The sequence below is a fragment of the Muriicola sp. SD30 genome, assembly GCF_041205185.1.
Classification (GTDB): Bacteria; Bacteroidota; Bacteroidia; order Flavobacteriales; family Flavobacteriaceae; genus Muriicola.
The window spans coordinates 482,785-504,663 of record NZ_JBGEWB010000002.1; the positions used below are offsets into that span (position 1 = coordinate 482,785).

Below are 21,879 nucleotides of genomic sequence, written 5' to 3' on the forward strand. Positions count from 1 at the left end.
TTATTATGAAAACAATACAATTTTTATTCTCCCTGCTTATGGTAACAGGACTCTCCGCCCAGGGAAAGGAACTTTTTAACGGGAAAGACCTAGAGGGCTGGACTGTCTACGGCACTGAGAAATGGTATGTGGAAGACGGCCTGCTTGTCTCTGAAAGCGGCCCCGATGCCCAGTATGGTTACCTGGCAACGGATGAGTACTTCAAGGATTTTGAGCTCAGCCTCGAGTTTCTACAGGAAGCCGATGGTAACAGCGGGGTTTTTGTCCGCTCTACGATTGACGGCACAAAAGTAAGCGGCTGGCAGGTAGAGGTGGCACCCAAAGGGAAACATACCGGAGGTGTTTATGAATCCTATGGCCGTGGCTGGCTGGTGAAGCCGGAAGTGGAAAAAGAACTCGTCCTGAGAGAGGGACAGTGGAATACCCTAAAGATCCGCCTAATGGGCGACCAGCTTACTTCATGGCTTAACGGGGTACAGATGGTCAGTATCAATGATGAAGCCATTGGTGCCGGTGAAGGCGCCATCGCCCTGCAAATCCATGACGGGGGAGGGATCAAGGTAAAGTGGCGGAATATCAAATTAGTCGTTCCGGAGTAACGGCTCTATCTCCTTTATCAGATATCCATATACCGGAAAGTGATCACTATAACCGGCAGTATATCTCCCGGCAGTTATAGTGCGTAAGGGATATCCCTTATAATTTCCCTGTGCTTGTTTTAAATGGGGCGGGTCAAAAATATTTACCTTCCATAGTTGAAATGGGTTTTGCCCGTTGACCAAATTTCCACTTGTATAGATCTGATCAAATAGACTCCATGAATCTCTGTATGCCAGACTCCCCTTCCCCTTTTTGAATAATCGGACCATTGGGTTGAATAATTCTGAAGACTGTATGCTCCGAGTTTCTTTTTTTATTGACAGGACCTTTTGCATAGAGTAATCAACAGGATTATCATTAAAATCTCCCATGGAAATAATCAAAGGATCAGGAGAAATTCTCCTTATAGAATCGATGATTTTTAAATTTAATTCAGCGGCTGCTATTCTGTAGGGCCTGCTCCTTAGTTCACCTCCCCGGCGGGATGGCCAGTGATTTACAATAAAGTATAACGAAATCCCATTCATAAAGCCGTGAACAACCAGTTGATCCCTGGTAGGTTCTCTGAATCGTTCTTGGTTTAATATTACTAATCGATGTGTTTGAAAATTAACAGGAACAAAGGAAGCTTTCCGAAAGATTAACGCAACATCAATCCCCCGTGCATCAGGTCCATCCTTATGAATAATTCCATAGTCAAATCGCGCAAGTTTTGGATGAGCAATCAGGTCGGATATAGTCTGAAAGTTTTCCACCTCACATATTCCCAGAATGTCTGGTGGACTTTTTCGTAAGGAAGATCCAATTTCAGAAATAACCCCAGCCAGATTTTCTATTTTCTCTTTGTATCGTTTTGCAGTCCATTTATACTTTCCTGTTGGAGTATAATCTTCATCAAAAGTACTCGGGTCATCAATGGTATCGAACAGATTTTCCAGATTGTAAAATGCTACAGTTCTGATTTGATATACGGAAGATTGTCCATTGAGAAAAGAACACAGCAAAAAAACCCAAATCATCCTGAAGTAATGTATTCTCATTTTATGAGGGAATTTCAGCCGCAATATAGCCGCTAAAGTTGCAAGGCGATTGCAGCAGCACAGCTTACTTTGGCCAAATTAAAGGATGAATCAGGCTAAAATCTGAATGATGATGAGGACGGTTATAACAAATGATAGAATACGAACAATCCTTCTCAATTTACTAGTGATGTTATTTTTTATACACATACAAAAAGCCGCAGCCCAGAAAATTATGATCACAGGGCAGGTGATAGAATTTCAGGAGAGAAAGGGTATAAAAGGTGTCAGTATATGGATTGATGGGGAGTCGGAAACCACATTATCCGATACATCGGGAAAGTTTCGTCTGTATACTTCTAAAAAAGGGAATTTACAACTGAATATCTCGGCTTTAAATTATGTCACAATGACTTATCCCCTCTTTGTTGATTCTGAAAACATCAATTTGGGGGCGGTTTATCTGAAACGCGATCTCGACCTCGAAAAGAGGGATCAATTATTAACACTTTCTGAGACTGATTTAAAGGATGAGTCGAATCTGGACAGTAATTCTGGCTTACTTCAGGCTACAAGAGATGTTTTCCTGAAGCGGGCGGCTTTTGATTTTGGCCAGGCATTTTTTCGCGTAAGAGGATATGATTCCAGGGAGGGAATGGTGTTGATTAATGGCATTCCGATGAATCGAAATTGGGATGGGAGGCCACAGTGGAATAATTGGGGCGGACTCAACGATATTACAAGGAATCAGGACTTTACTTTCGGCCTCGAGGCTTCAGATCATAGCTTCGGGGGCGTCCTTGGAGTTTCAGCTATTGATCTTTCACCGCACAAATTCAGACCGGGCATGCGGGTATCTACGGCGGTGTCTAACAGAACGTATAGGAACCGACTAATGGCTACCTACCATTCAGGAAAAGGAGAAAAGGGGTTTGCCTACTCCTTGTCCTTCTCAAGACGATGGGCTGAGGAAGGATTTGTAGCCGGAACTCCTTATGACGCTTATTCTATCTTCTTGTCAGCCAGTCTTTCTTTATCGCCCCATCAGACCCTGAATGCTACACTTATTAATGCATATAACAACAGAGGGAGGTCTGCACCATTAAATGACGAAGTTGCTAACCTGGCAGGAACAAACTATAACCCTTATTGGGGTAATCAAAGTGGGTCTCTCAGAACTTCAAGAAGCAGAGAGATTCATGAGCCACTTGTTCTTTTATCACATGAGCTTTCAAAGAATAATCTGCGCTTCATGACTTCCTTTGCCTTTCAATGGGGGAACAGGAGTTTTACACGGGTAGGATATTTCAACGCCCCGAATCCCGATCCGACCTATTATCGATATTTACCCAGTTATTACGTCAATAGTCCGATTGGAGCAAATTTCATTGGTGCAAACGAAGCAAGAATAGGATTTATTGAAAATTCACAATGGTCCTGGACAGATTTATTCGAAGCCAATTCAGTACCGGCCAGAATAAATGACGCTGCCTATATCTATCAGGAGGATGTAAGCGATGAGAAGACATTTTCAGGGAGTACCATCCTGAATTTACCTATCGGTAAAAGACTCAGGATTGATACTGGATTTCTAATGCAACATTCAGATGCTGAAAATTTTGCCAGGGTTATCGATCTTTTAGGAGCAGAACAATTTCAGGACGTAGATCCATTTAGCAATACCCTAAATAACATGAACGAAACAACCGAGAGGGTGGCAGGCGACCTTTTTGGTTATCACTACAAGATCAGTACAAAGTATTGGAATAGTTTTTTACAAGCCCGTTTCGATTGGAAACAATGTGATTTTTATGTCGCTGGAGAATATGCTGAAAAGAGTTTTCAGCGAGACGGGCTTTTTTTAAATGAACGATTTATTGATAATTCATTTGGAAAAGGGGAAAAAGTACAGTTCCAAAGCTGGGGAATCAAAGGTGGTCTCTCGTATGGACTTACCTCAAGACATTGGATAAAAGCCTTCGCCTACGCGGGAAATGAACCTCCTCCACTTAAATATGCTTATATCAATCCAAGAGAAAATCATTTAGTTGTCCCGGATATTTCAGAGGAAAGGATTTACAGCCTGGATTTGACATATCTCGTACGACTATCGAAGCTAAAAGGCCGCATCTCTGCATATTATACCCGTTTTATGGATGGAACTGAAATTAACTTTTTTTACGTGGATTCAGGTATCGGATCAGAATTCGTACAGGAAGTGGCTACAGGTGTTGACAGACTGCACAAAGGTCTGGAAATGGGCCTGGAAGTTGACGTTTCACCAACCACAAAGCTCTCGCTGGTTGGTTCAATAGGAAGATATGAATATGCCAGTGACCCTGCTGTATCCATAAATTTTGATACGAGTGGCGAAGATGAAATCCTGAATGGAACCGGTGGGAATATCGACCTGGGTTTTTCGTCTGTTAAGGGATATCATTTGAGTCAGGGACCTCAGACTGCACTTTCATTAGGAATAGAATACAGGGATCCTATGTATTGGTGGGTAGGGTGTACGGCCAATTACCTGGCAAACAGTGTTGTTGATATAGCCTATATCAAACGTACGCGGAGCTTCAGAATAGATCCTGAAAGCGGAAAACCATTTCCGGATATTTCAGAAGATCAACTCAGACATTTACTAGCACAGGAAACACTCCCCCCAATTTACCTTCTCAACCTTATCGGGGGTAAATCCTGGCTGTATAAAGGGAAGTACATCAGTACATTTCTCAGTGTTAACAACATATTCAATGTAACCTACAAATCCGGGGGTTTTGAACAAAGTCGGAATGGGAATTATCAGCAAATGCTAAGGGACAACATGAGTGGTACACCTTCTTTCGGATCAAAATATTGGTACGGCTTTGGCCGGACCTTCTTTTTAAACCTTGCTATAAGCTTCTGAAATGATTGTGATCTCTAATAGGTGGAAGAAACTTCAGGTGGTGGGTTTAATACTAATTGTTTTTTGTTCAGCTTGTATAAAAATGGATGAATGGGCTGTTCCGGTAGAAAAGTGCAGCAATGATATTCTACCCAATATTTCTTTAGGGGAAGTCCTTGATCAATATTCTGATACAACAATGGAAATTGTTGAAGACTGGGTTATTGAAGCCTATGTCATCTCTTCTGATCAAGAAGGCAATATTTTTAATACCCTTCACCTCCAGGATAAACCGGTAAATCCTACCGCAGGGCTTCAACTCGAATTGGAATTACGGGATTCTTATTTATTCTTTCAGCCCGGAGATAAGGTGCTCATTTCTCTAAAAGGACTCTATCTAGGTAAATCTAAGGGCTTGTTTAAACTCGGAAGTGCGTTTTCCACATTTGGAACACTTCAGCCTGGCCGACTTCCCAAACACCGTATTTTTACTCATATAGCCAAAAGTTGTGATCAACCCTTTTCATTGCAACCACAGATTATATCAATAGATGAAGTTCCCTTTCAGCCATTGAATACACTTGTACGTATTGAAGAAATGGAGTTCGCAGAAGAAGAGCTTGATTCCAGCTACGCTCAAGAAAATGAACAAACTCTGCGAAAACTTATAGATTGTCAGGACAATGAAATTAGACTGCTAAATAGTGGATATTCCGATTTTTATGCAGAAACGCTGCCAGCTGGGATGGGGAGTATTACAGCCATTAATTATACTGAAAATGGGGAACCGACTTTAATCATTCGATCTGTTGATGATATCCATTTTACTCAGGATCGATGTGAAGAGTGGATTACAGAATTCACTTCTAAGCATCTCTTTATCTCAGAATTGGCAGATCCCGATAACAATAGTTCAGCAAGATTTGTGGAACTCTATTATTCAGGTGATGAGCCCCTCCCACTTAAAGGATGGCATCTGGATCGATACACCAATGACAATGCTGATAAAAGTTCCTCTGTAGATCTTTCTGATTTTGTTGTGGATCCAGGTCAATTTTTAGTCATTGCTTCCAATGCAGAGGTATTTGAACAAACCTATGGTTTCGCCCCTGATATAGAGGGGGGATCTAATAGTCCGGCCGATTCCAATGGAGACGATAATCTTACCCTGGTTGATCCCTTCGGAAAGCTAGTCGATATATTTGGGGTCATAGGAGAGGATGGGTCCGGCACCAGCCACGAATTTGAAGACGGAAGGGCATATAGGAAAACAGGAGTAAGCCTGGCAAATCCGGTATTCACCTCGCAGGAGTGGGTAGTTTACAATGATACCGGAGCTTCGGGAACTATAAATCAACCCCAGAATGCTCCAGGAGACTTTAGTCCGGGATTGCCCAATTAATTATAGAGGATGTCATGTAAAGTATCGGGGGAAATAGGCTTGGAAATAAAATCCTTGACCATCTTGTATGAATTCGCCCTTTCGGTATCTTTCGGATCAATCGAAGAACTTAGGATGAATATTTGAAAATTGAGGGAATTGAATTCAGCTTGTTGATGGATGGCCTCCAAAAATTCCCACCCATTCATAACTGGCATATTGAGGTCTAAAAAAATGATGGGCGGCATGGGCTTTCCCTCGTTGTGTATTTGTAAAAGGCCGGATAATCCTTCTTCTCCATTTTGAAAAACGGTAATGTCGCCGTTAAAATTGGCATCCATTATAAGGCGCTTGGTCCCGTAAATAAATATAGGATCATCATCAATGATGCATATGTTCTTAACTTTCCCCACTACCATTTTTTAAGCTGTTTTTAATAGAAGCGAGAAAGTAGTGCCCTTATCTACTTTACTCGAAACACTTATTTTACCATCCATGGCCTCGATCTGGTTCTTGGTAATAAAAAGCCCGATCCCTTTCGCATCCTTGTGATGGTGGAACGTTTTGTACATCCCAAATATCTTGTCCTTGTGTCGTTCAAGATCAATTCCCAGACCATTATCTGCAAATTCGATGGTACAAGAACCACTTTCATTTTGCTTTACCTTTATTTTTATGATGGGATGACGTTCAGGGGATTCGTATTTTAAAGAGTTGGTAAAAAGATTTAAAAAGATACTTTCTAAATAAGCGGGAATAGCCTTCACCCTGAGATCTTCCGGAATATCGATTTGGCATTCTGCATTCTTTTCAAGGAGCAGGGCATTGATGTTCTTTTTTACTCTGTTGATCTTTTTAAGTAGATTAACAGATCTTACTTTTTGTACTCCTCCCACCTTTACCTGTACTACCTCGTTTAGGTGAGCCACCGTTTCATTAAGACTCTCTGAGGCGTCTTTCAGCATCTTGCCAATGTTCTGTAACTCTGAAGGATCGTTTTCCTTAAGAAGAAAATCGGTAAGCATAGTCATATTGCTGGCATGCGACCTCAGGTTATGGGAAACGATATGGGCAAAATTTAAAAGACTGGCATTTTGGTCCTGAGTAATCTCCACCAGAGATTTCAGATGCTCTTCTGCCTTTACTAATTTGGAGATGTCCATAATTTGAGAAATGACATGTGAGAGCTCCCCATCAATATTCTTGACCCCCGTAATGGACACGATGAGGTGCACTATGTGTCCTCTTTTATGATAATATCGCTTTTTAGTTTGATATGAATTCCTTTTACCCTCCAGAACTTCTGACCGAAATTGCAAATCCCTGGATCGATCTTCGGGATGTGTGAGGTCTAAGTAGTTCATCTTCATCAACTCCTCTTCCGAATAGCCGGTGATTTCACACAGGTTTTGGTTGAATTTTATCCAATTTCCTTCGAGAGAAACCAGAGCCATTCCGGTAGCGGCATGTTCAAATGCACGTTCAAAAGACTCTTTACTGTAATCCAGCTTCAGCTGTGTTTTTTTTAATTCTGTAATGTCCCAGTTCGTTCCAATGACATTGAATGCATTTCCTTCAGAATCTCTTCTGATAACACCAAAGGCGCGAATATATCGAACCTCTCCAGAGGGGTACACAATCCTGAATTCGGTATTGAAATCTCTATGCCCTTTAATAGCTTCCTGCAATTCGTATTGTGCTTTTTCTCTATCATCTGGATGTACCGCCGATTCCCAGGCGTCATAAACACCTGAAAAATCCTTTTCTCTGATTCCGTAAAGTCGGTACATATTTTGATCCCATTCAAGGGAATTATCCCTGAGATTTAAATCCCATATACCAATTTGTGAAGCTTCTGTAGCGATTGAGAGTCGCTCACTAACTTTCTTATATTCCAGATCGGCTTTCTTTTTCTGATCGATGTCCCGAAAAGTACCTGTAATTCTAACAGGCTTGTCGTTTAACAACTCTACCTCACCTTTGGCATGAACCCAGCGCTCATTTCCCTTGGCCGTAATTATCCTCAATTCAGTATCCCAGGGGGTCCCATCACTAATGGCTCTACTTACCAGTTCTGTGATCCTCTCCCGATCTTCCCCTTCCTTATAGAAATTAATTCCTTCCTCTAAGGTAGGAACATAGTCTTTTGAAACCTCATGGATTTCTTTGGTTGTTTGGGTCCAGTATATTGTGTTATGTACAAGATCGACCTCCCATCCGCCAACTCTCGACACTTTCTGAGCCTTTGAGAGTAATTGTTCCTTTTTGATACGCTCTGTAACCTCTTCCCTTAGAATGTATGACCCCTCAGCATCGCCATCCTCATCATAATAAGGCATGATTTGCCATCGATACCACAGGAAGTTTCCCTTTTCACAGACCACGGGAATAACCTTTTCACCATTCTGTTTTTTTTCCAGACAATCTTTGTTCAGTTCCCTCAGGGAATTAATCGGAAAAGCGAATTCCTGCTCTGTTTCTGAGGTATTTTTTTCCTGATTGATAAAGATCATGTCCCAAACCCCTGAGGTTTCGATCATGTTGAATTTACGATCGACTTTGGCTATGGGAAAGGGAAGGTTTTTAATGGTGTCAGTAGAAGAGACGGTCTTCATAAACTAATACTTAAGTATGGTTCATGAAGGATAACGTTCACAACGGGGAATAATTTTGTATATGTAGGAGAATTCGTCAATAAAAATGTGAAATAACCTTATAAGCCTTAAATATGCCAGGAGATTAATTATCGGAAGGCATGTAAGCATATTTTACAAGGGTATCCAGTTCGGTATATTCCAGTGCTACTTCATGGGTTGCTTCCAGTACCACCTGAGGTGCTACTCCTGCCTTTTCTGCTTCTAACCAGCGGGAGATACATAAACACCACCGATCGCCGGGCTTGAGTCCGGGAAATTGCCATTGAGGAACGGGGGTAATCAGATCATTCCCGCGTTTTTTTGAAAACTGTAAGAATTCTTCGGTAACCATAGCACAAACTACATGGGTTCCTCTGTCCTCGGCCATAGTTTTACAGTACCCATCCCTGAAGTATCCGGTTACGGGATCATAACAACATGCCTGTAGGGGCAGGCCAAATACATTAAGTGGATTTTTCTCCATACAGCAAGATAGTACACATTATCCAAAAACACTTCAGGAATCAAATTTCTATTTTGCATGGATTAATAAAGGATTTCTATAATTTTTATCTCCTTTTTGGCAGCATGTTGTACCTTTAATCGGGTATTATATTTGCTACTCATGGAACAGGAATCGTTTTTCGAGGCTATCAGACAAGGGGATTTAAATACCGTTAAAACACTTGGCAACAAACATCCCGGATTGCTAAAAGGAAAAGACCAGAGGGGTTCCACACCTCTCATTCTGGCAGCCTATTACAATCGAGGAGACATCGTTGAATTCCTCTTGGAAAAAGGAAGCGATGTCAATGAAAAAGATGGCACAGGAAATACAGCCTTGATGGGAGTTTGTTTTAAAGGGTATACCGACATTGCAGAGCAATTGATGAATGCCGGAGCAGATGTAAATATTACCAATGTGATGGGGTCGAGTTGCCTGATTTATGCAGTAACTTTCAATCAATTGGAAATTGCCCAACTCCTGATCAAGCATGGTGCTGATATCCATATCAGGGATGCACGTGGACACAGTGCGCTTGACCATGCAAAAATGCAGGGATTTGATCGTTTTCTATCCCTGTTAGCTCAATAATCATTTTCGAACTTCAATTTTGGACACACAATTAAATATTGCCCTTGTACAAACCTCATTATTCTGGCAACAACCTGAAAAAAACAGAACGCATTTTGCCCGACTTATAAGAGACTTAAAACAGAAGGTAGATCTTATTGTTCTTCCTGAAATGTTCACCACTGGGTTCACCATGACCCCTTCTGAGATTGATAAGGAAGAAGGACCCGTTACGTTAGAGTGGATGAAAGGTCTTGCAGAAGAAACAGGATCGGCATTGACAGGAAGTATTGTATTTTACGAAAACGGGAAGTATACCAACCGACTGTTTTTTGTTAAACCGGACGGGAATTTTGAGCAATATGATAAGCGCCACACCTTTACCCTGGCTGGGGAACACCTGACATATGCATCCGGGAAAGAAAGGATTACAATCGATTACAAAGGATTCAGGATATGTCCCATGATTTGCTATGACCTTCGTTTTCCGGTATGGGTGAGAAATACGGAAGGCTATGACCTGCTGATTTTTGTGGCTAACTGGCCTAAAACACGAATCGCAGCATGGGACACCTTGCTTAAAGCAAGGGCAATTGAAAATATGGCGTATTGTCTTGGGGTCAATCGAATTGGCGAGGACCAGAATGGCTATGAGTATAATGGGCATTCAGCATGCTATGATCCTCTGGGAGAAAAACTGGTATTTTCATCCGAGGAAGAAGTGCTGTTCGTGGAGATAAATAAAGTACATCTCAGAGAAGTAAGGGATAAACTGAGATTTCTCGATGACCGGGATTCGTTTACTCTTCAATAACAAAGAGTTGTTCAAGTTCCCAATTGGCCCTGACTTCAATTTCCTGGGGGAAGTAAATTACTTTTTCAGGCTGAATCTTTTCCTTAAAGTTTCCGGTGTCCCAACGTTGATTTCTATTTGTATCGAAGATTGCACGTAACAAATACTTAGCCGGATTCAGGAGGTTGAATTCAAAAAGCTGATCTTCTTCTGCTGCGATTGATCGAACTATTTCTCCCTGTGGAGTGGTCAATTCAACAAGTACCGGATAGTTTACATCCCCGCTCAACCGAATCCTTAGATTACCATAATCTGCATAACTACCCGTTGTCAGCCTGTAATTCAGGGTATCATTAGTTGTTCCGAAGATATCAGTAAGCGCCCCTGGTAAAATGCTGAGTAAGTATGTTTCGTTAGGTTCCTTTTCAAAATCAACAACAAGGCGATTTCCTATGGTATCAAGCGATATTTGTAAAGGTTGGGGAAGAGAATCTTTGTTGATCATGGAAACCCGTGCAGTATCGCTCGCTTGAACGGGGATATTGGCAGAGAGAGTTAGGGTGTCTAAGAAATTTATAGAGCTGCGATGACTTGCTGAGACTAACAGTGTGTCTATTGGGAGTTCCCGTGTTTTGATCGTAAATGTATCTCTCTGTTCTAAACGGGGATTGATGATTTCGAAGATGAGGGAATCGGCTTTAAAGGGGGTGAACCAGTAATTGAGGGTATCCTTTCCCGGCTCTTTGGCCAGGTAAGTGAATACCGTATCTGGGATTTTTGTTATTGGTTGAACTTCCAGCTTTTCATCCGGTCCGTTATAGCCAAATACAATTTTGTTACTTGCCGCCAACTTAGGCACTACCGGACTATAATCAGCGACTTCCCTAAAAAGATCTAACACATATATAGAATCTGTTGGTAAAGTAATAGTGTCCTCCACGAAACCTATCTTGTCTACAACGGGGTCGTAAAGGTTATTTTTTGCCTCATCTTTTATGGCAATCAAACGATAATCCCCTGCTTTTAAATATTTTAATCGGAAAATAGTGGTACTATCCAGGGTATTCGTAAGATAGTTCGGAGGGTTTTTCCGGATGACAGAATCTGTGTAGCTCGAGTCGATTTCATAAAGCATTACACTTATAAATTCGTCTGTTTCTTTATTAAAAGCATCCCTAACTACCCCCATGAGCGAAAGCGAATCTAGATAATCGCCTGTGGAGAAGACATAGGTTAGGTAGGGGTATGCGTTGCCCTCATTATTATCTACAATACTTTCTCCAAAATTCATGGTGTAGGTGGTGTTCTCCTGCAACGTATCATTAATCACGATTTCGATGTATTTGCTGGCACCTCCCTGCGGACTTATGTCAAGGGGATTCTTAAAAGGCGGAGAAACGATCAGCTGGTTCTGGACATCCTGGAGCTTGATGTATTCATCGAAATACAACCTGATTTTTTTAGTCGAAAAATTGGTGCTCAGATTTTCAGGTTCAGCTTTAACCAGAACAGGAGGTTCGGTATCTCTGGGTCCCCCGGTAGGACTGCCGCGTCTGGCACATTGAAACAAGGCAAGGACAATAAACAGAACGAATACCCCAGAAAGAAATCGCTTTACGTTAGCCATTGATCCCAATGTTTGGGCAAAGAAACAACTAATTTGCAGAATTCTAAAATCAGGGTACCATAGCCATTGTCGCGATGTAAACTTCAACTTTGCCGGCCTCAAGCAGAACCTTTGAACAGGCTTCCAGTGTAGCCCCTGTGGTCACTACGTCATCTACCAGCAGAATCCTGCATCCATTCAGAATTGAAGGGTATAATAGCTTAAATACAGGTTTTTCGTGTTGCCATCGGAATATCCTCGATTTTTGAGTTTGAGTACGGGTATGGGATGTTTTTGAAAGAATGTCTTCTCTGTAGTCGGCCTTGAGTAGATTGGCAAGTTCCTGGCCAAATCCGGCTACCTGGTTGTAGCCTCTTTTTTTTAATTTTTTGGGATGAAGAGGTACAGGGATGACCATATCAATTTCGGGAAGTGCATCGTCTTGCTTTAAAATTTCCCCATACCATTTTCCGAGGAGGTTACTTATACGTGACTGATTGCGATATTTAAGGTAATGAAGGAGGTTCTGAACCAGTCCGTTTTCATAGAAATGCAGATAGCTTGCCGCTTTTTGAACGGGTATTCGTCCATAAAAAACCCGATCTAAACTGTTTTCTGTCGAAAAATTGAACTCGGTAAGTGGTAATTGGGCTCGACAAGAGACACACAAAATCTGCTCTCCCCGATATAATCGTGCATTACATCCAAAACAGACAGGGGGTACCAGAATGGTGTTGAGATCATTTATTATATTTGGTAGCTTACTGAAATTCAAATCTGAACGTATCAAAACCTACTTGCAACGTACCCCCTAGCGAATGGACTTTCAAGAAACTAAATTCAACTACAAAATCATCCTGGCGGCTTTGGTGGCAGTAATTATAGGTATACTAATTGCCTTTTATTACAGCTATGCACAATCTCAGAACCAGATTTCGTATCTGGAAGACGAAAAAACACTTCTGGTTAGGGATCTCACCCTAATGAAAACAGAGGTAGATCGTCTGTCGGCACTCAACGAGGTCAATGAAATTGAATTACAGGATTCCAGGGACCGTGTGCAGCAATTACTCGATTCTGTTGGGCGTCTTAATTTTACCATAGGGAAACTCAGCGAATTTAAAAACGAACTCCGCAAATTGGAAGCACAGTACGACAGTATTAAATTAAAGAACAATCTTTTACGCTATAATAACAGATTGCTGGCTGATAAGTTTAACGAATCTCAGGAAGTGCTTGAAGAGCTGAGAGGAAGAAGCAGTTCCCTTGCACAGGCCGAAGCGCTTCTGAGGAGAAAGAACCAGGAACTAAGCAGGGAACTCAAGATGAAAAGTTACCTCAACCTCAGCAATGCCGAAGGCAGTGGTTTTAGAATGCGTAGCGGGAGACCTATCAAAACAAATAAGGCTTCAACCATTGAAAAGCTCAGGGGTTGTATAACCGTACAGGCAGATCCCAACACGCCGGCACCTCAGGAGAAAGTGCTGTATTTTCAGTTTCTCGGTCCGAATATGGGAATCATCGAAGACAATGCCAACATCATTTCAGTAAATGGCAATATATACAGTAAGCGGGTAACACTGATTTTCAGAGGTGAAGAAATGAGTGTATGCGACTTTATAACGGTACCGGAAGGGTCACTTCTCGATGGGACCTATACCCTTAATGTATTTGAAGACGAAAAATTACTGGCTACGACAGAATTTCAGTTAAAATAATCCATCCTTTCTTTTACTAAAGTTCTATTTTTGCCCCATGGCAAATCAAGAAGATATATTTAAAAAGGTCATTTCACACGCCAAGGAGTACGGCTATGTTGTGCAGTCGAGTGAAATTTATGATGGTCTGAGCGCAGTATATGATTATCTGCAAAATGGAGCTGAATTAAAAAAGAATATCAGGGAATACTGGTGGCAGGCCATGGTGCAGCTCAACGAGAATATTGTTGGAATCGATTCAGCCATCTTTATGCATCCCACTATATGGAAGGCCTCGGGGCACGTCGATGCCTTTAATGATCCTCTGATCGACAATAAAGACTCCAAAAAAAGATATCGGGCAGATGTGTTAATCGAGGATTATGTGGCCAAAATTGAAGCTAAAATTGACAAGGAAATAAAAAAGGCAGCTAAGCGCTTTGGAGATTCCTTTGACGAAGCCCAGTACCGTGCAACCAACCCCAGGGTATTAGACTACCAGAAGCGATCTGAGATTATTCTTCAAAGAATGGCCAGATCCCTGGAGAAGGAAGACCTGGCCGATGTTAAAGACCTTATTGAGGAACTTGAGATTGCCTGCCCTCTTTCCGGCTCCAGAAACTGGACGGATGTAAAACAATTTAACCTGATGTTCGGTACAAAACTCGGAGCATCAGCTGATTCTGCAATGGACCTGTATCTTCGTCCGGAGACAGCTCAGGGGATCTTTGTAAATTTTCTCAATGTTCAAAAATCGGGACGTCTGAAGATTCCATTTGGGATCGCACAAATAGGAAAGGCCTTTAGAAATGAGATTGTCGCCCGCCAATTTATTTTCAGAATGCGGGAATTTGAACAGATGGAAATGCAATTTTTTATCAGGCCCGGCTCACAGAAAGAATGGTACGATACCTGGAAAGAAACCAGGATGAAGTGGCACCTTTCGCTGGGGATGGGAGAAGACAACTACCGTTTCCACGACCATGAGAAGCTGGCTCATTATGCCGATGCGGCTGCAGATATTGAATTTAAATTCCCATTTGGCTTTAAGGAATTGGAAGGGATACATTCCAGAACCGATTTTGATCTGAGCAGCCATGAGGAATATTCAGGAAAGAAACTGCAGTATTTTGATCCTGAATTGGAAGAAAGCTACGTCCCTTATGTTATTGAAACTTCAATAGGGCTCGACAGGATGTTCCTTGCAGTGCTCTCCAATTCCCTCGTTGAGGAAGAATTAGACAATGGATCGACTCGTACCGTACTAAAAATTCCGGCAGTGCTTGCACCAACCAAAGCAGCTGTTCTGCCCCTGGTAAAAAAGGACGGATTACCCGAGATTGCCCATAAAATCATTGAGGAACTTCGCCTCGATTTTAATGTGATATATGACGATAAGGATGCGGTAGGTCGCCGCTACCGCAGACAGGATGCTGCCGGGACCCCCTTCTGTATCACCGTGGATCATCAAACTCTGGAAGACAATACGGTAACCCTGCGCCACCGGGATACTATGGAACAAAGACGTCTTCCAATTGAGGAATTATATCCGGCCATAGAAAAGGAAGTGGCCATGAAGTACTGGCTGAAAAAAGTGATCGTAGGTTAAAGTCGGTATTCAAGGCGGAAGCCGGCGTAATAATTCCGGTCATTTCCAGGGTAATAGTATCTGGGTTCAGCTCCCCCAAAGGCTTGGGTATTAATTAAAACAGACTGGGCATATCGCACATTGAAAAGGTTGTTGATCCCTAAGCTCACGCCTAAAGTCAGGGCGCTGGTCAGACTTGTTTCATAGCGCCATTTGGTACCAAATACATGAAAGGGTTCACTAGACAAAGTATTGGCATCTGTAAGTGGAATATCGCTCACATACTGATGGGTTGTGTTCCAAAAAAAGCGATTGCTGTACTGCAGTTGTATACCATTATTTAACCGATGCCTGGGTACACCGGTTAAAGGATTTCCGGAGAAGTCCTGGTCCTCATCCAAAAATTCAACAAATTGATGATCGTTGTAGGTATAATTTATAAACGGAGTTAGCGTCCAGTCCCGACTTATATCCCATCGATAATTTAAAGCCGCTTCCAATCCACGGTGCCTTGTTTGACCGGCATTTCTTCCCACAAACTGATCATCTCCTATACGTTCAGCCACCAGCAGATCTTTGACATTCATCTGGTATACCGTTAGCAGGAGATGTAATTTGTTCTTTAAGAGGAATAAGCGGGAGCCCAGCTCGTAATTTGTCCCTGTTTCCTGGGCAATATCCGGATTGATTAGTCCGCCGGGGGTCAGGGTTTCTTCCAAAGTAGGATTTGAAAATCCTCTGCTGATATTAGCGTAGACCGATTGGTAATTGTTAATTTGATAATTGAGGTTGATACTCGGGAGGGCGATGACCTTAAACTCTCGTTCTGCACTGCGATTGGTATCTCCTGTATTAAACATATCCCTGTAATCATATTGAGTCTGGTTTACATTGAGGCCAAGCTGAATATTGAATCCGGGAAAGAGGTCTGCACTAAGCGTTCCAAAGGCGTTAAATTGGGTGCGGTATTCCTTGTTGTGAGCAAATTTATCCCCCTGTAAGCTGCCTTCCCCCTCGTTTTCGGCATACAGGTTTTCAAATTCGCTCCAGGTATATTCATCTTTATAGACTTCAGTACCGAAGCTATAAATAGAATTTAAGCCTATCAATTTTGCACTTCCTCTGAATAGGGTTCTGAAACCAAAGCCGTTGGTGTATTCGTCAAGGATCCCAAAAGGCCGGGCCTCATAATGGTCGAGATAGGAATAAAATAAACTGGTAGAATTCTGGAATTTAGGAGAAAACCGATGCTTGTAATTGATGCCTACCAGGGAATACTTGTTTGCTTCAAATCCCTTTGAAGCCGCCCAGGTAAATGCGGCCTGAGTAGGATCATCCTGGAAAGCTGTGATTCCGAGTGAACTTGGGATTTGAGCCGTATAATCAATATAATTAATCAGAATTCCGATCTGACTCTTATCGTCGATGGTGTATGAGCCATGTAATAAGACACCATCCCTGTTAAACTGGCTATTGTCTCGGTAACCCTCGCTCTCGAGATGGCCGTAATTCATGTTCAGTGAGAGAGAACCATCTGTATGTCTGAAGGACAGATTGTTCTTAAACAAGCCATAGGAGCCAAAGGTTGTATTGTTAAAAAGGGTGCTGCCCTGCCCCAGACCTTCTTTGGGCGTTAGTATTATAGCACCACCAAGATTGGTGCCGAAGGTAGTAGCCTTGGGTCCTTTTACCACTTCTATCTGACTCAGGTTTTCAAGGTCAAATGCTTCTATACTCGAAAAACCACTTCCATCCGTAACAGGAATATCCTCGTAATACAAGCGTAATTTATCGGTCCCAAAAAGGGTTCTGGCTCCAATTCCCCGGATGGTGATTCGGTTCGTATTTAATGCCCCGGATAGGATATATACTCCCGGGATCTGATTGATGGCCGACACTGCATCTACCGGGCTGAAATTGTCGAAGATCTTCTCTCCGATAATCTGGGAGGGAATGATCCCTTCGGTGTGCTTTACTTTTTTTTCCTCCAGTAAAAGAACTTCAGGTAATACGGTAACACTGTCTACGCCTGACACGACTTGCGCGTAGAAAGAGAAGCTCCCGGAAAGGAGCAAACCAAATGTCAGTATTTGTCTGATTGTATACTTCAAGAAGGCAAAAGTAAGTATTAATAAAGACTGGGGAAAAAGAGAAATTCCGATTTACGAGTCATATGATGCAAAGTAAGTGGGGTAGCCCTCAGTTTTCACAAATAACATAGTTTCTTTAATTTCGGCGAAAATCAGATTGATGAAGATTGTTTCCTATAATGTAAATGGCATAAGAGCGGCACTTAATAAAGGATTTTTAGAATGGTTGCGAACGGTAGATCCGGATGTAGTCTGCCTTCAGGAGATCAAAGCCATGGAAGAACAACTCGATGTAAGTCTTTTCGAAAAAGCGGGTTACCCCTTTCATTACTGGTATAGTGCTGAAAAAAAAGGATATAGTGGTGTAGCTATCCTTTCCAAACAAAAACCTGAGCATGTAGAATTTGGAACAGGAATAGACTATATGGATAAGGAGGGAAGAAACCTAAGAGCAGACATTAACGGGGTTTCTGTAATGAGCCTCTATCTACCCTCAGGGACAAACATTAAACGTCTCGACCACAAATTGCAGTATATGGCCGACTTTCAGGACTACGTCAATGGACTTAAAAAGACAAACCCCAACCTGGTTATCCTGGGGGATTACAATATATGTCATCGGGCTATCGATATCCATGATCCAGTGAGAAATAAAAATGTATCGGGCTTCCTTCCTGTAGAGCGCGAATGGATAGGGAATTTTATCGACAGTGGGTTTATTGACAGTTTCCGTTATTTCAATAAAGAACCTCATCAGTATACCTGGTGGACCTATAGGGCAAATGCCCGTAATAACAATAAAGGTTGGCGGTTAGATTACGGAATGGTGAGCGAGACTCTGGAAAACAGGCTGAAAAGATCTGTAATTTTGTCAAAAGCGAAACACAGTGACCATTGTCCTATTATGTTAGAATTGACCACAGCTTAATTTTGACTTAACAAAGGGATGCCTACCTTTGCTGCCGAATTATAATTCAAGAATTCATGATTTATACTACACTGCCACATACTTCCCTTGAAGTGAGCAAAATCTGCTTAGGTACCATGACATGGGGAAAACAAAATACTGAAGCTGAAGGTCATTCGCAGATGGATTATGCGGTAGAGCAGGGGGTCAATTTCTTTGATACGGCCGAACTTTATCCCATACCTGCACACCCCGATCGGTATGCCCTGACTGAGAAGATCATAGGAAACTGGTTTCATAAAACAGGGAAGAGAGATAAGATTGTTCTGGCATCCAAGATCGCAGGGAAAGCGTCTTTCACCAAATTCATCAGGACAACAGGTTTTAAAAAAGATGGCTTGGTGGAAGCAGTAAACGGCAGCCTTAAACGCCTGCAAACGGAGCATATCGACTTGTATCAATTGCACTGGCCTGAGCGTTCGACCAACTACTTTGGGCAAAGGGGATACAAACACGACATCTCGGATTTCTGGCAGGATAACATTCATCAGGTTCTGGAAACCCTGAGGGATTTAATTAAGGAAGGAAAAATAGGTCATGTGGGCCTGTCTAATGAGACCCCCTGGGGAACCATGCGATTTCTTGAGGAAAGCAAGGTTCATAAAAGTCTTCCGCGTATGGTTAGCATACAAAATCCCTACAGCCTTCTGAACCGAACTTTTGAAGTTGGACTTTCTGAAATAGCCATAAGGGAAAAGATTGGATTGCTTGCTTATTCTCCCCTTGGTTTCGGAGTGCTTAGTGGAAAATACCTAGGGGGACAAAAGCCGGAGAATGCCAGGATCACGTTATTTCCAGCTTATGCGAGATACAGTAATGAGATTGCTCTGGAGGCAACTCAGAAGTATCAGGATCTTGCCAGGGAAAATGACATGTCGCTTACACAAATGGCGCTTGCTTTTGTCAATTCAAGACCATTTCTAACAAGTACAATCATAGGAGCTACCTCTATGGAGCAACTTAAAGAAAATATTGGCAGTATTGACCTTGTCCTCAGCGAAGAAATACTTCAGGGTATTGAAGCCATACACGAGCAACACCCGGATCCCGCTCCCTGATCAGAAGGTCTTTTGATCCACATCGTGAATAAACCGGATCACGCCTTCAAAGTAGTTTTTCTGATCGTCGTACTGAGATAAGTGACTGCCATTTGGGCAATATAAGTATCTGCCGTTTTTGACTTCTTCAGACATCCATTCCATATGGGAGGGATCCATTGTATCATACTGAGCACCGATGACAAGGGTTGCAACTTCAATTTCTTTCAGTCGGTCCTTTACATCCCAGTCCTTTAAGGTAGCATCCCCTGTAATACCAAATTCGCTATAACCCTGCATATGTACATAGACCTGGTTGTTAGCGTGTTTAAGACTTCTCATTACGGCTTCGGGCCATTCCTCCGGAGGCATTCTCAGTACATGTTCGGTGTAGTAATGTTCAAACAGCAATTCCCCGTATTTTGGATTAGCGAAGTCTTCGGCATCTTCCATTGCTTTAATTTCCTGATAGATTTCAGGATCCATTTGTGGCCCAAGGACATTCTGGGCATAAGCGTTGTACTCGGGAACACTACTCATCATATTTGAGATAATCAATCCCTTGAGGTTATCCTGGTGTTTAAAGGCGTATTCCATTGCCAGTATTCCACCCCAGGATTGACCCAGCAGGTAGAAGTTTGAGGCGTCTAATCCCAGGGCTTTCCGTACCTGCTCCACCTCTTCAACAAATCGCTCCTTTGTCCAAAGGCTGAGGTCATCGGGTTGGTCGCTGAAATAAGATCCCAATTGGTCATAGTAGATATATTCAATATTCTCCTGTGGAAAGTATCCGTCAAAGCATTCATATAATTCGTGGGTCATTCCAGGTCCGCCATGAAGGAGTAATACTTTTTTAGTCGGATTGTTGCCTATGCGTTTGGTCCAGACATTAAAAGTTCCTTTTTCAGTAGTGATCGGGATCATTTTAATTCCCCCGGTGAACTGGTCGTCCCTGTTTTCAAAACTCAGATACTGTTCAGCACTGCTGCTCTCAGCCTGTTCTGTTTTTTCTGTATTCGATTTGCATGATAAGAGAGTAAGGACCGCTAAAAAGAGGATGGAATACGCTTTCATTGTCTTAGGTTTGGTGAGAAATAAAGTTAGTAATTATTCGATACCTCAGCTGAACAATTCCCTGATAACATCTTCAATCTTTCCTACTTTACTGATCAGGATCCTGTGATTTTTCAGCGTAATTTTATTGTTTTTAGAGACAAAAATCCGGGTGAACCCTAGTTTTTCTGCTTCAAGGATACGTTGGTCTACCCTTCGAACAGGTCTCACTTCCCCTGCAAGGCCAATTTCTGCAGCAAAGCAAACACCTTTTTCCAGGGGAATATCGGCATTACTGGAAAGAACAGCCGCAACGACACCCAGATCAATGGCAGGATCATCAACAGTTATACCTCCGGTGATATTTAGAAAGACGTCTTTGGCGCCAAGTTTAAACCCGGCTCTTTTTTCTAGTACAGCCAGTAGCATATTTAGTCTTTTTGCGTTGAATCCGGTAGCAGTGCGCTGTGGGGTTCCATACACGGCAGAGCTTACAAGTGCCTGAATTTCAATCAGCAGCGGGCGCATACCCTCCAGGGTAGCAACTATGGCCGTTCCACTTAAGGCTTCATCGTATTTAGAAATCAGAATCTCAGACGGATTACTTACTTCCCTTAGTCCGCTTCCCTGCATTTCATAGATGCCCAATTCGGCTGTTGAACCAAAGCGGTTTTTCAGGGCCCTGAGAATCCGATACATATAGTTCCGATCTCCTTCAAATTGAAGTACTGTATCTACCATATGTTCAAGAATCTTAGGTCCGGCTATGGTCCCATCCTTTGTTATATGGCCAACTAAGATCACGGGCGTATTTGTCTCCTTTGCAAATTTGATAAGCTCTGCTGTACATTCCCGTATCTGAGAGATACTTCCTGCGGAGGATTCTATATAATCCGAATGCAGGGTCTGGATAGAATCAATTACTACAATGTCAGGATTTACCTCAGCAATTTGCCTGAAGATCTGCTGTGTTTTAGTTTCCGTCAGGATAAAACAGTTGGAACTATCAGGTTGGATTCTCTCTGCCCTCATTTTAATTTGCTTCATACTTTCCTCACCGGAAACATAAAGCGTTTTATAAGGCAGCCTCAGAGCGATCTGAAGCAGTAAGGTACTTTTGCCTATCCCCGGCTCTCCCCCCAGGAGTACTAAAGAACCTGGAACCAGTCCGCCTCCAAGAACGCGGTTAAATTCATTATCAAGGACATCAAACCTGATTTCCTTATCCGTATCAATATCTGAGATATTTACCGGGGCAGCACTTTTTGGAGCACCATTCATTTCGACTTTCCAGCTTTTTTTCTCTTCTTTTTGCACTACTTCTTCCACAATGGTATTCCATTCTTTACAGGCGGAGCATTGCCCGACCCATTTGGCGTACTGAGTGCCACAATTCTGACAGAAAAAAGCGGTTTTTGTCTTTGCCATGATATGGCTAAAGATATAGTGG

Annotated in this window: 18 protein-coding genes; 9 read left to right on the top strand and 9 right to left on the bottom strand. The window is 42.3% G+C overall.

The features are described 5' to 3' along the window. Window positions 1-5: 5 nt before the first annotated feature. On the top strand, window positions 6-599 hold the full coding sequence (locus AB8P51_RS07240; protein ID WP_369748124.1) for a DUF1080 domain-containing protein: 594 nt from the start codon (window positions 6-8) through the stop codon (window positions 597-599). Here AB8P51_RS07240 and AB8P51_RS07245 read toward each other — a convergent pair. Beyond that, window positions 582-1,640: an endonuclease/exonuclease/phosphatase family protein gene (locus AB8P51_RS07245; RefSeq protein WP_369748125.1), complete on the bottom strand. Its 1,059-nt coding sequence runs from the start codon at window positions 1,638-1,640 to the stop codon at window positions 582-584. The two genes, AB8P51_RS07240 and AB8P51_RS07245, sit on opposite strands and share 18 nt — an antisense overlap. Window positions 1,641-1,809: 169 nt before the next feature. Here AB8P51_RS07245 and AB8P51_RS07250 point away from each other — a divergent pair, with 169 nt between their 5' ends. Both AB8P51_RS07250 and AB8P51_RS07255 read left to right on the top strand, forming a co-directional pair. Then, window positions 1,810-4,527 carry a carboxypeptidase-like regulatory domain-containing protein gene (locus AB8P51_RS07250; RefSeq protein ID WP_369748126.1) on the top strand — a complete coding sequence of 906 codons (2,718 nt, stop codon included), beginning with the start codon at window positions 1,810-1,812 and terminating at the stop codon, window positions 4,525-4,527. Between the two features lie 82 nt (window positions 4,528-4,609). Then, complete coding sequence (locus AB8P51_RS07255) at window positions 4,610-5,908, top strand: DUF5689 domain-containing protein (protein WP_369748127.1); 1,299 nt, start codon at window positions 4,610-4,612, stop codon at window positions 5,906-5,908. Here the strand turns inward: AB8P51_RS07255 and AB8P51_RS07260 are convergent. The 3 genes from AB8P51_RS07260 to AB8P51_RS07270 form a co-directional block, all read right to left on the bottom strand. Further along, on the bottom strand, window positions 5,905-6,306 hold the full coding sequence (locus AB8P51_RS07260; RefSeq protein WP_369748128.1) for a two-component system response regulator: 402 nt from the start codon (window positions 6,304-6,306) through the stop codon (window positions 5,905-5,907). The two genes, AB8P51_RS07255 and AB8P51_RS07260, sit on opposite strands and share 4 nt — an antisense overlap. 3 nt (window positions 6,307-6,309) lie before the next feature. Next, the gene (locus AB8P51_RS07265; RefSeq protein WP_369748129.1) at window positions 6,310-8,502 is read right to left on the bottom strand and encodes a PAS domain-containing protein; all 2,193 of its coding nucleotides are present in this window, start codon (window positions 8,500-8,502) and stop codon (window positions 6,310-6,312) included. Window positions 8,503-8,626: 124 nt separating this feature from the next. Further along, window positions 8,627-9,007, bottom strand: a complete 381-nt coding sequence (locus AB8P51_RS07270) for a DUF2237 family protein (protein WP_369748130.1) — start codon at window positions 9,005-9,007, stop codon at window positions 8,627-8,629. Between the two features lie 141 nt (window positions 9,008-9,148). On the opposite strand from AB8P51_RS07270, the gene AB8P51_RS07275 reads away from it, so the two are divergent. Further along, the gene (locus AB8P51_RS07275) at window positions 9,149-9,619 is read left to right on the top strand and encodes an ankyrin repeat domain-containing protein (RefSeq protein WP_369748131.1); all 471 of its coding nucleotides are present in this window, start codon (window positions 9,149-9,151) and stop codon (window positions 9,617-9,619) included. A 19-nt stretch (window positions 9,620-9,638) separates the two neighbouring features. Further along, window positions 9,639-10,412 carry an amidohydrolase gene (locus AB8P51_RS07280; protein ID WP_369748132.1) on the top strand — a complete coding sequence of 258 codons (774 nt, stop codon included), beginning with the start codon at window positions 9,639-9,641 and terminating at the stop codon, window positions 10,410-10,412. On the opposite strand, the gene AB8P51_RS07285 is transcribed toward AB8P51_RS07280, so the two are convergent. Both AB8P51_RS07285 and AB8P51_RS07290 read right to left on the bottom strand, forming a co-directional pair. Further along, window positions 10,399-12,018 carry an Ig-like domain-containing protein gene (locus AB8P51_RS07285; protein WP_369748133.1) on the bottom strand — a complete coding sequence of 540 codons (1,620 nt, stop codon included), beginning with the start codon at window positions 12,016-12,018 and terminating at the stop codon, window positions 10,399-10,401. The two genes, AB8P51_RS07280 and AB8P51_RS07285, sit on opposite strands and share 14 nt — an antisense overlap. Window positions 12,019-12,067: 49 nt before the next feature. Further along, window positions 12,068-12,772 carry a ComF family protein gene (locus tag AB8P51_RS07290; RefSeq protein WP_369748134.1) on the bottom strand — a complete coding sequence of 235 codons (705 nt, stop codon included), beginning with the start codon at window positions 12,770-12,772 and terminating at the stop codon, window positions 12,068-12,070. Window positions 12,773-12,815: 43 nt separating this feature from the next. Here AB8P51_RS07290 and AB8P51_RS07295 point away from each other — a divergent pair, with 43 nt between their 5' ends. Both AB8P51_RS07295 and AB8P51_RS07300 read left to right on the top strand, forming a co-directional pair. Then, entirely contained in the window at window positions 12,816-13,715 is a 900-nt protein-coding gene (locus AB8P51_RS07295; protein WP_369748135.1) for a hypothetical protein, read from the top strand. Window positions 13,716-13,752: 37 nt separating this feature from the next. Then, window positions 13,753-15,303, top strand: coding sequence for a glycine--tRNA ligase (locus tag AB8P51_RS07300; protein ID WP_369748136.1), 1,551 nt, complete (start codon window positions 13,753-13,755; stop codon window positions 15,301-15,303). Here the strand turns inward: AB8P51_RS07300 and AB8P51_RS07305 are convergent. Further along, window positions 15,300-17,393 carry a TonB-dependent receptor family protein gene (locus AB8P51_RS07305; RefSeq protein ID WP_369748137.1) on the bottom strand — a complete coding sequence of 698 codons (2,094 nt, stop codon included), beginning with the start codon at window positions 17,391-17,393 and terminating at the stop codon, window positions 15,300-15,302. The two genes, AB8P51_RS07300 and AB8P51_RS07305, sit on opposite strands and share 4 nt — an antisense overlap. A 139-nt stretch (window positions 17,394-17,532) precedes the next feature. Here AB8P51_RS07305 and AB8P51_RS07310 point away from each other — a divergent pair, with 139 nt between their 5' ends. Next, on the top strand, window positions 17,533-18,300 hold the full coding sequence (locus AB8P51_RS07310) for an exodeoxyribonuclease III (protein WP_369748138.1): 768 nt from the start codon (window positions 17,533-17,535) through the stop codon (window positions 18,298-18,300). Window positions 18,301-18,356: 56 nt separating this feature from the next. Beyond that, window positions 18,357-19,397 carry an aldo/keto reductase gene (locus tag AB8P51_RS07315; RefSeq protein ID WP_369748139.1) on the top strand — a complete coding sequence of 347 codons (1,041 nt, stop codon included), beginning with the start codon at window positions 18,357-18,359 and terminating at the stop codon, window positions 19,395-19,397. Here the strand turns inward: AB8P51_RS07315 and AB8P51_RS07320 are convergent, their stop codons facing one another. Together AB8P51_RS07320 and radA are read right to left on the bottom strand one after the other, a co-directional pair. Continuing rightward, window positions 19,398-20,450 carry a proline iminopeptidase-family hydrolase gene (locus AB8P51_RS07320; protein ID WP_369748140.1) on the bottom strand — a complete coding sequence of 351 codons (1,053 nt, stop codon included), beginning with the start codon at window positions 20,448-20,450 and terminating at the stop codon, window positions 19,398-19,400. It lies immediately after the preceding gene. 45 nt (window positions 20,451-20,495) lie between these two features. Further along, a complete protein-coding gene (radA, locus tag AB8P51_RS07325) occupies window positions 20,496-21,857 on the bottom strand; it encodes a DNA repair protein RadA (protein ID WP_369748141.1) in 1,362 nt (453 codons plus the stop codon). Window positions 21,858-21,879 lie beyond the last annotated feature (22 nt).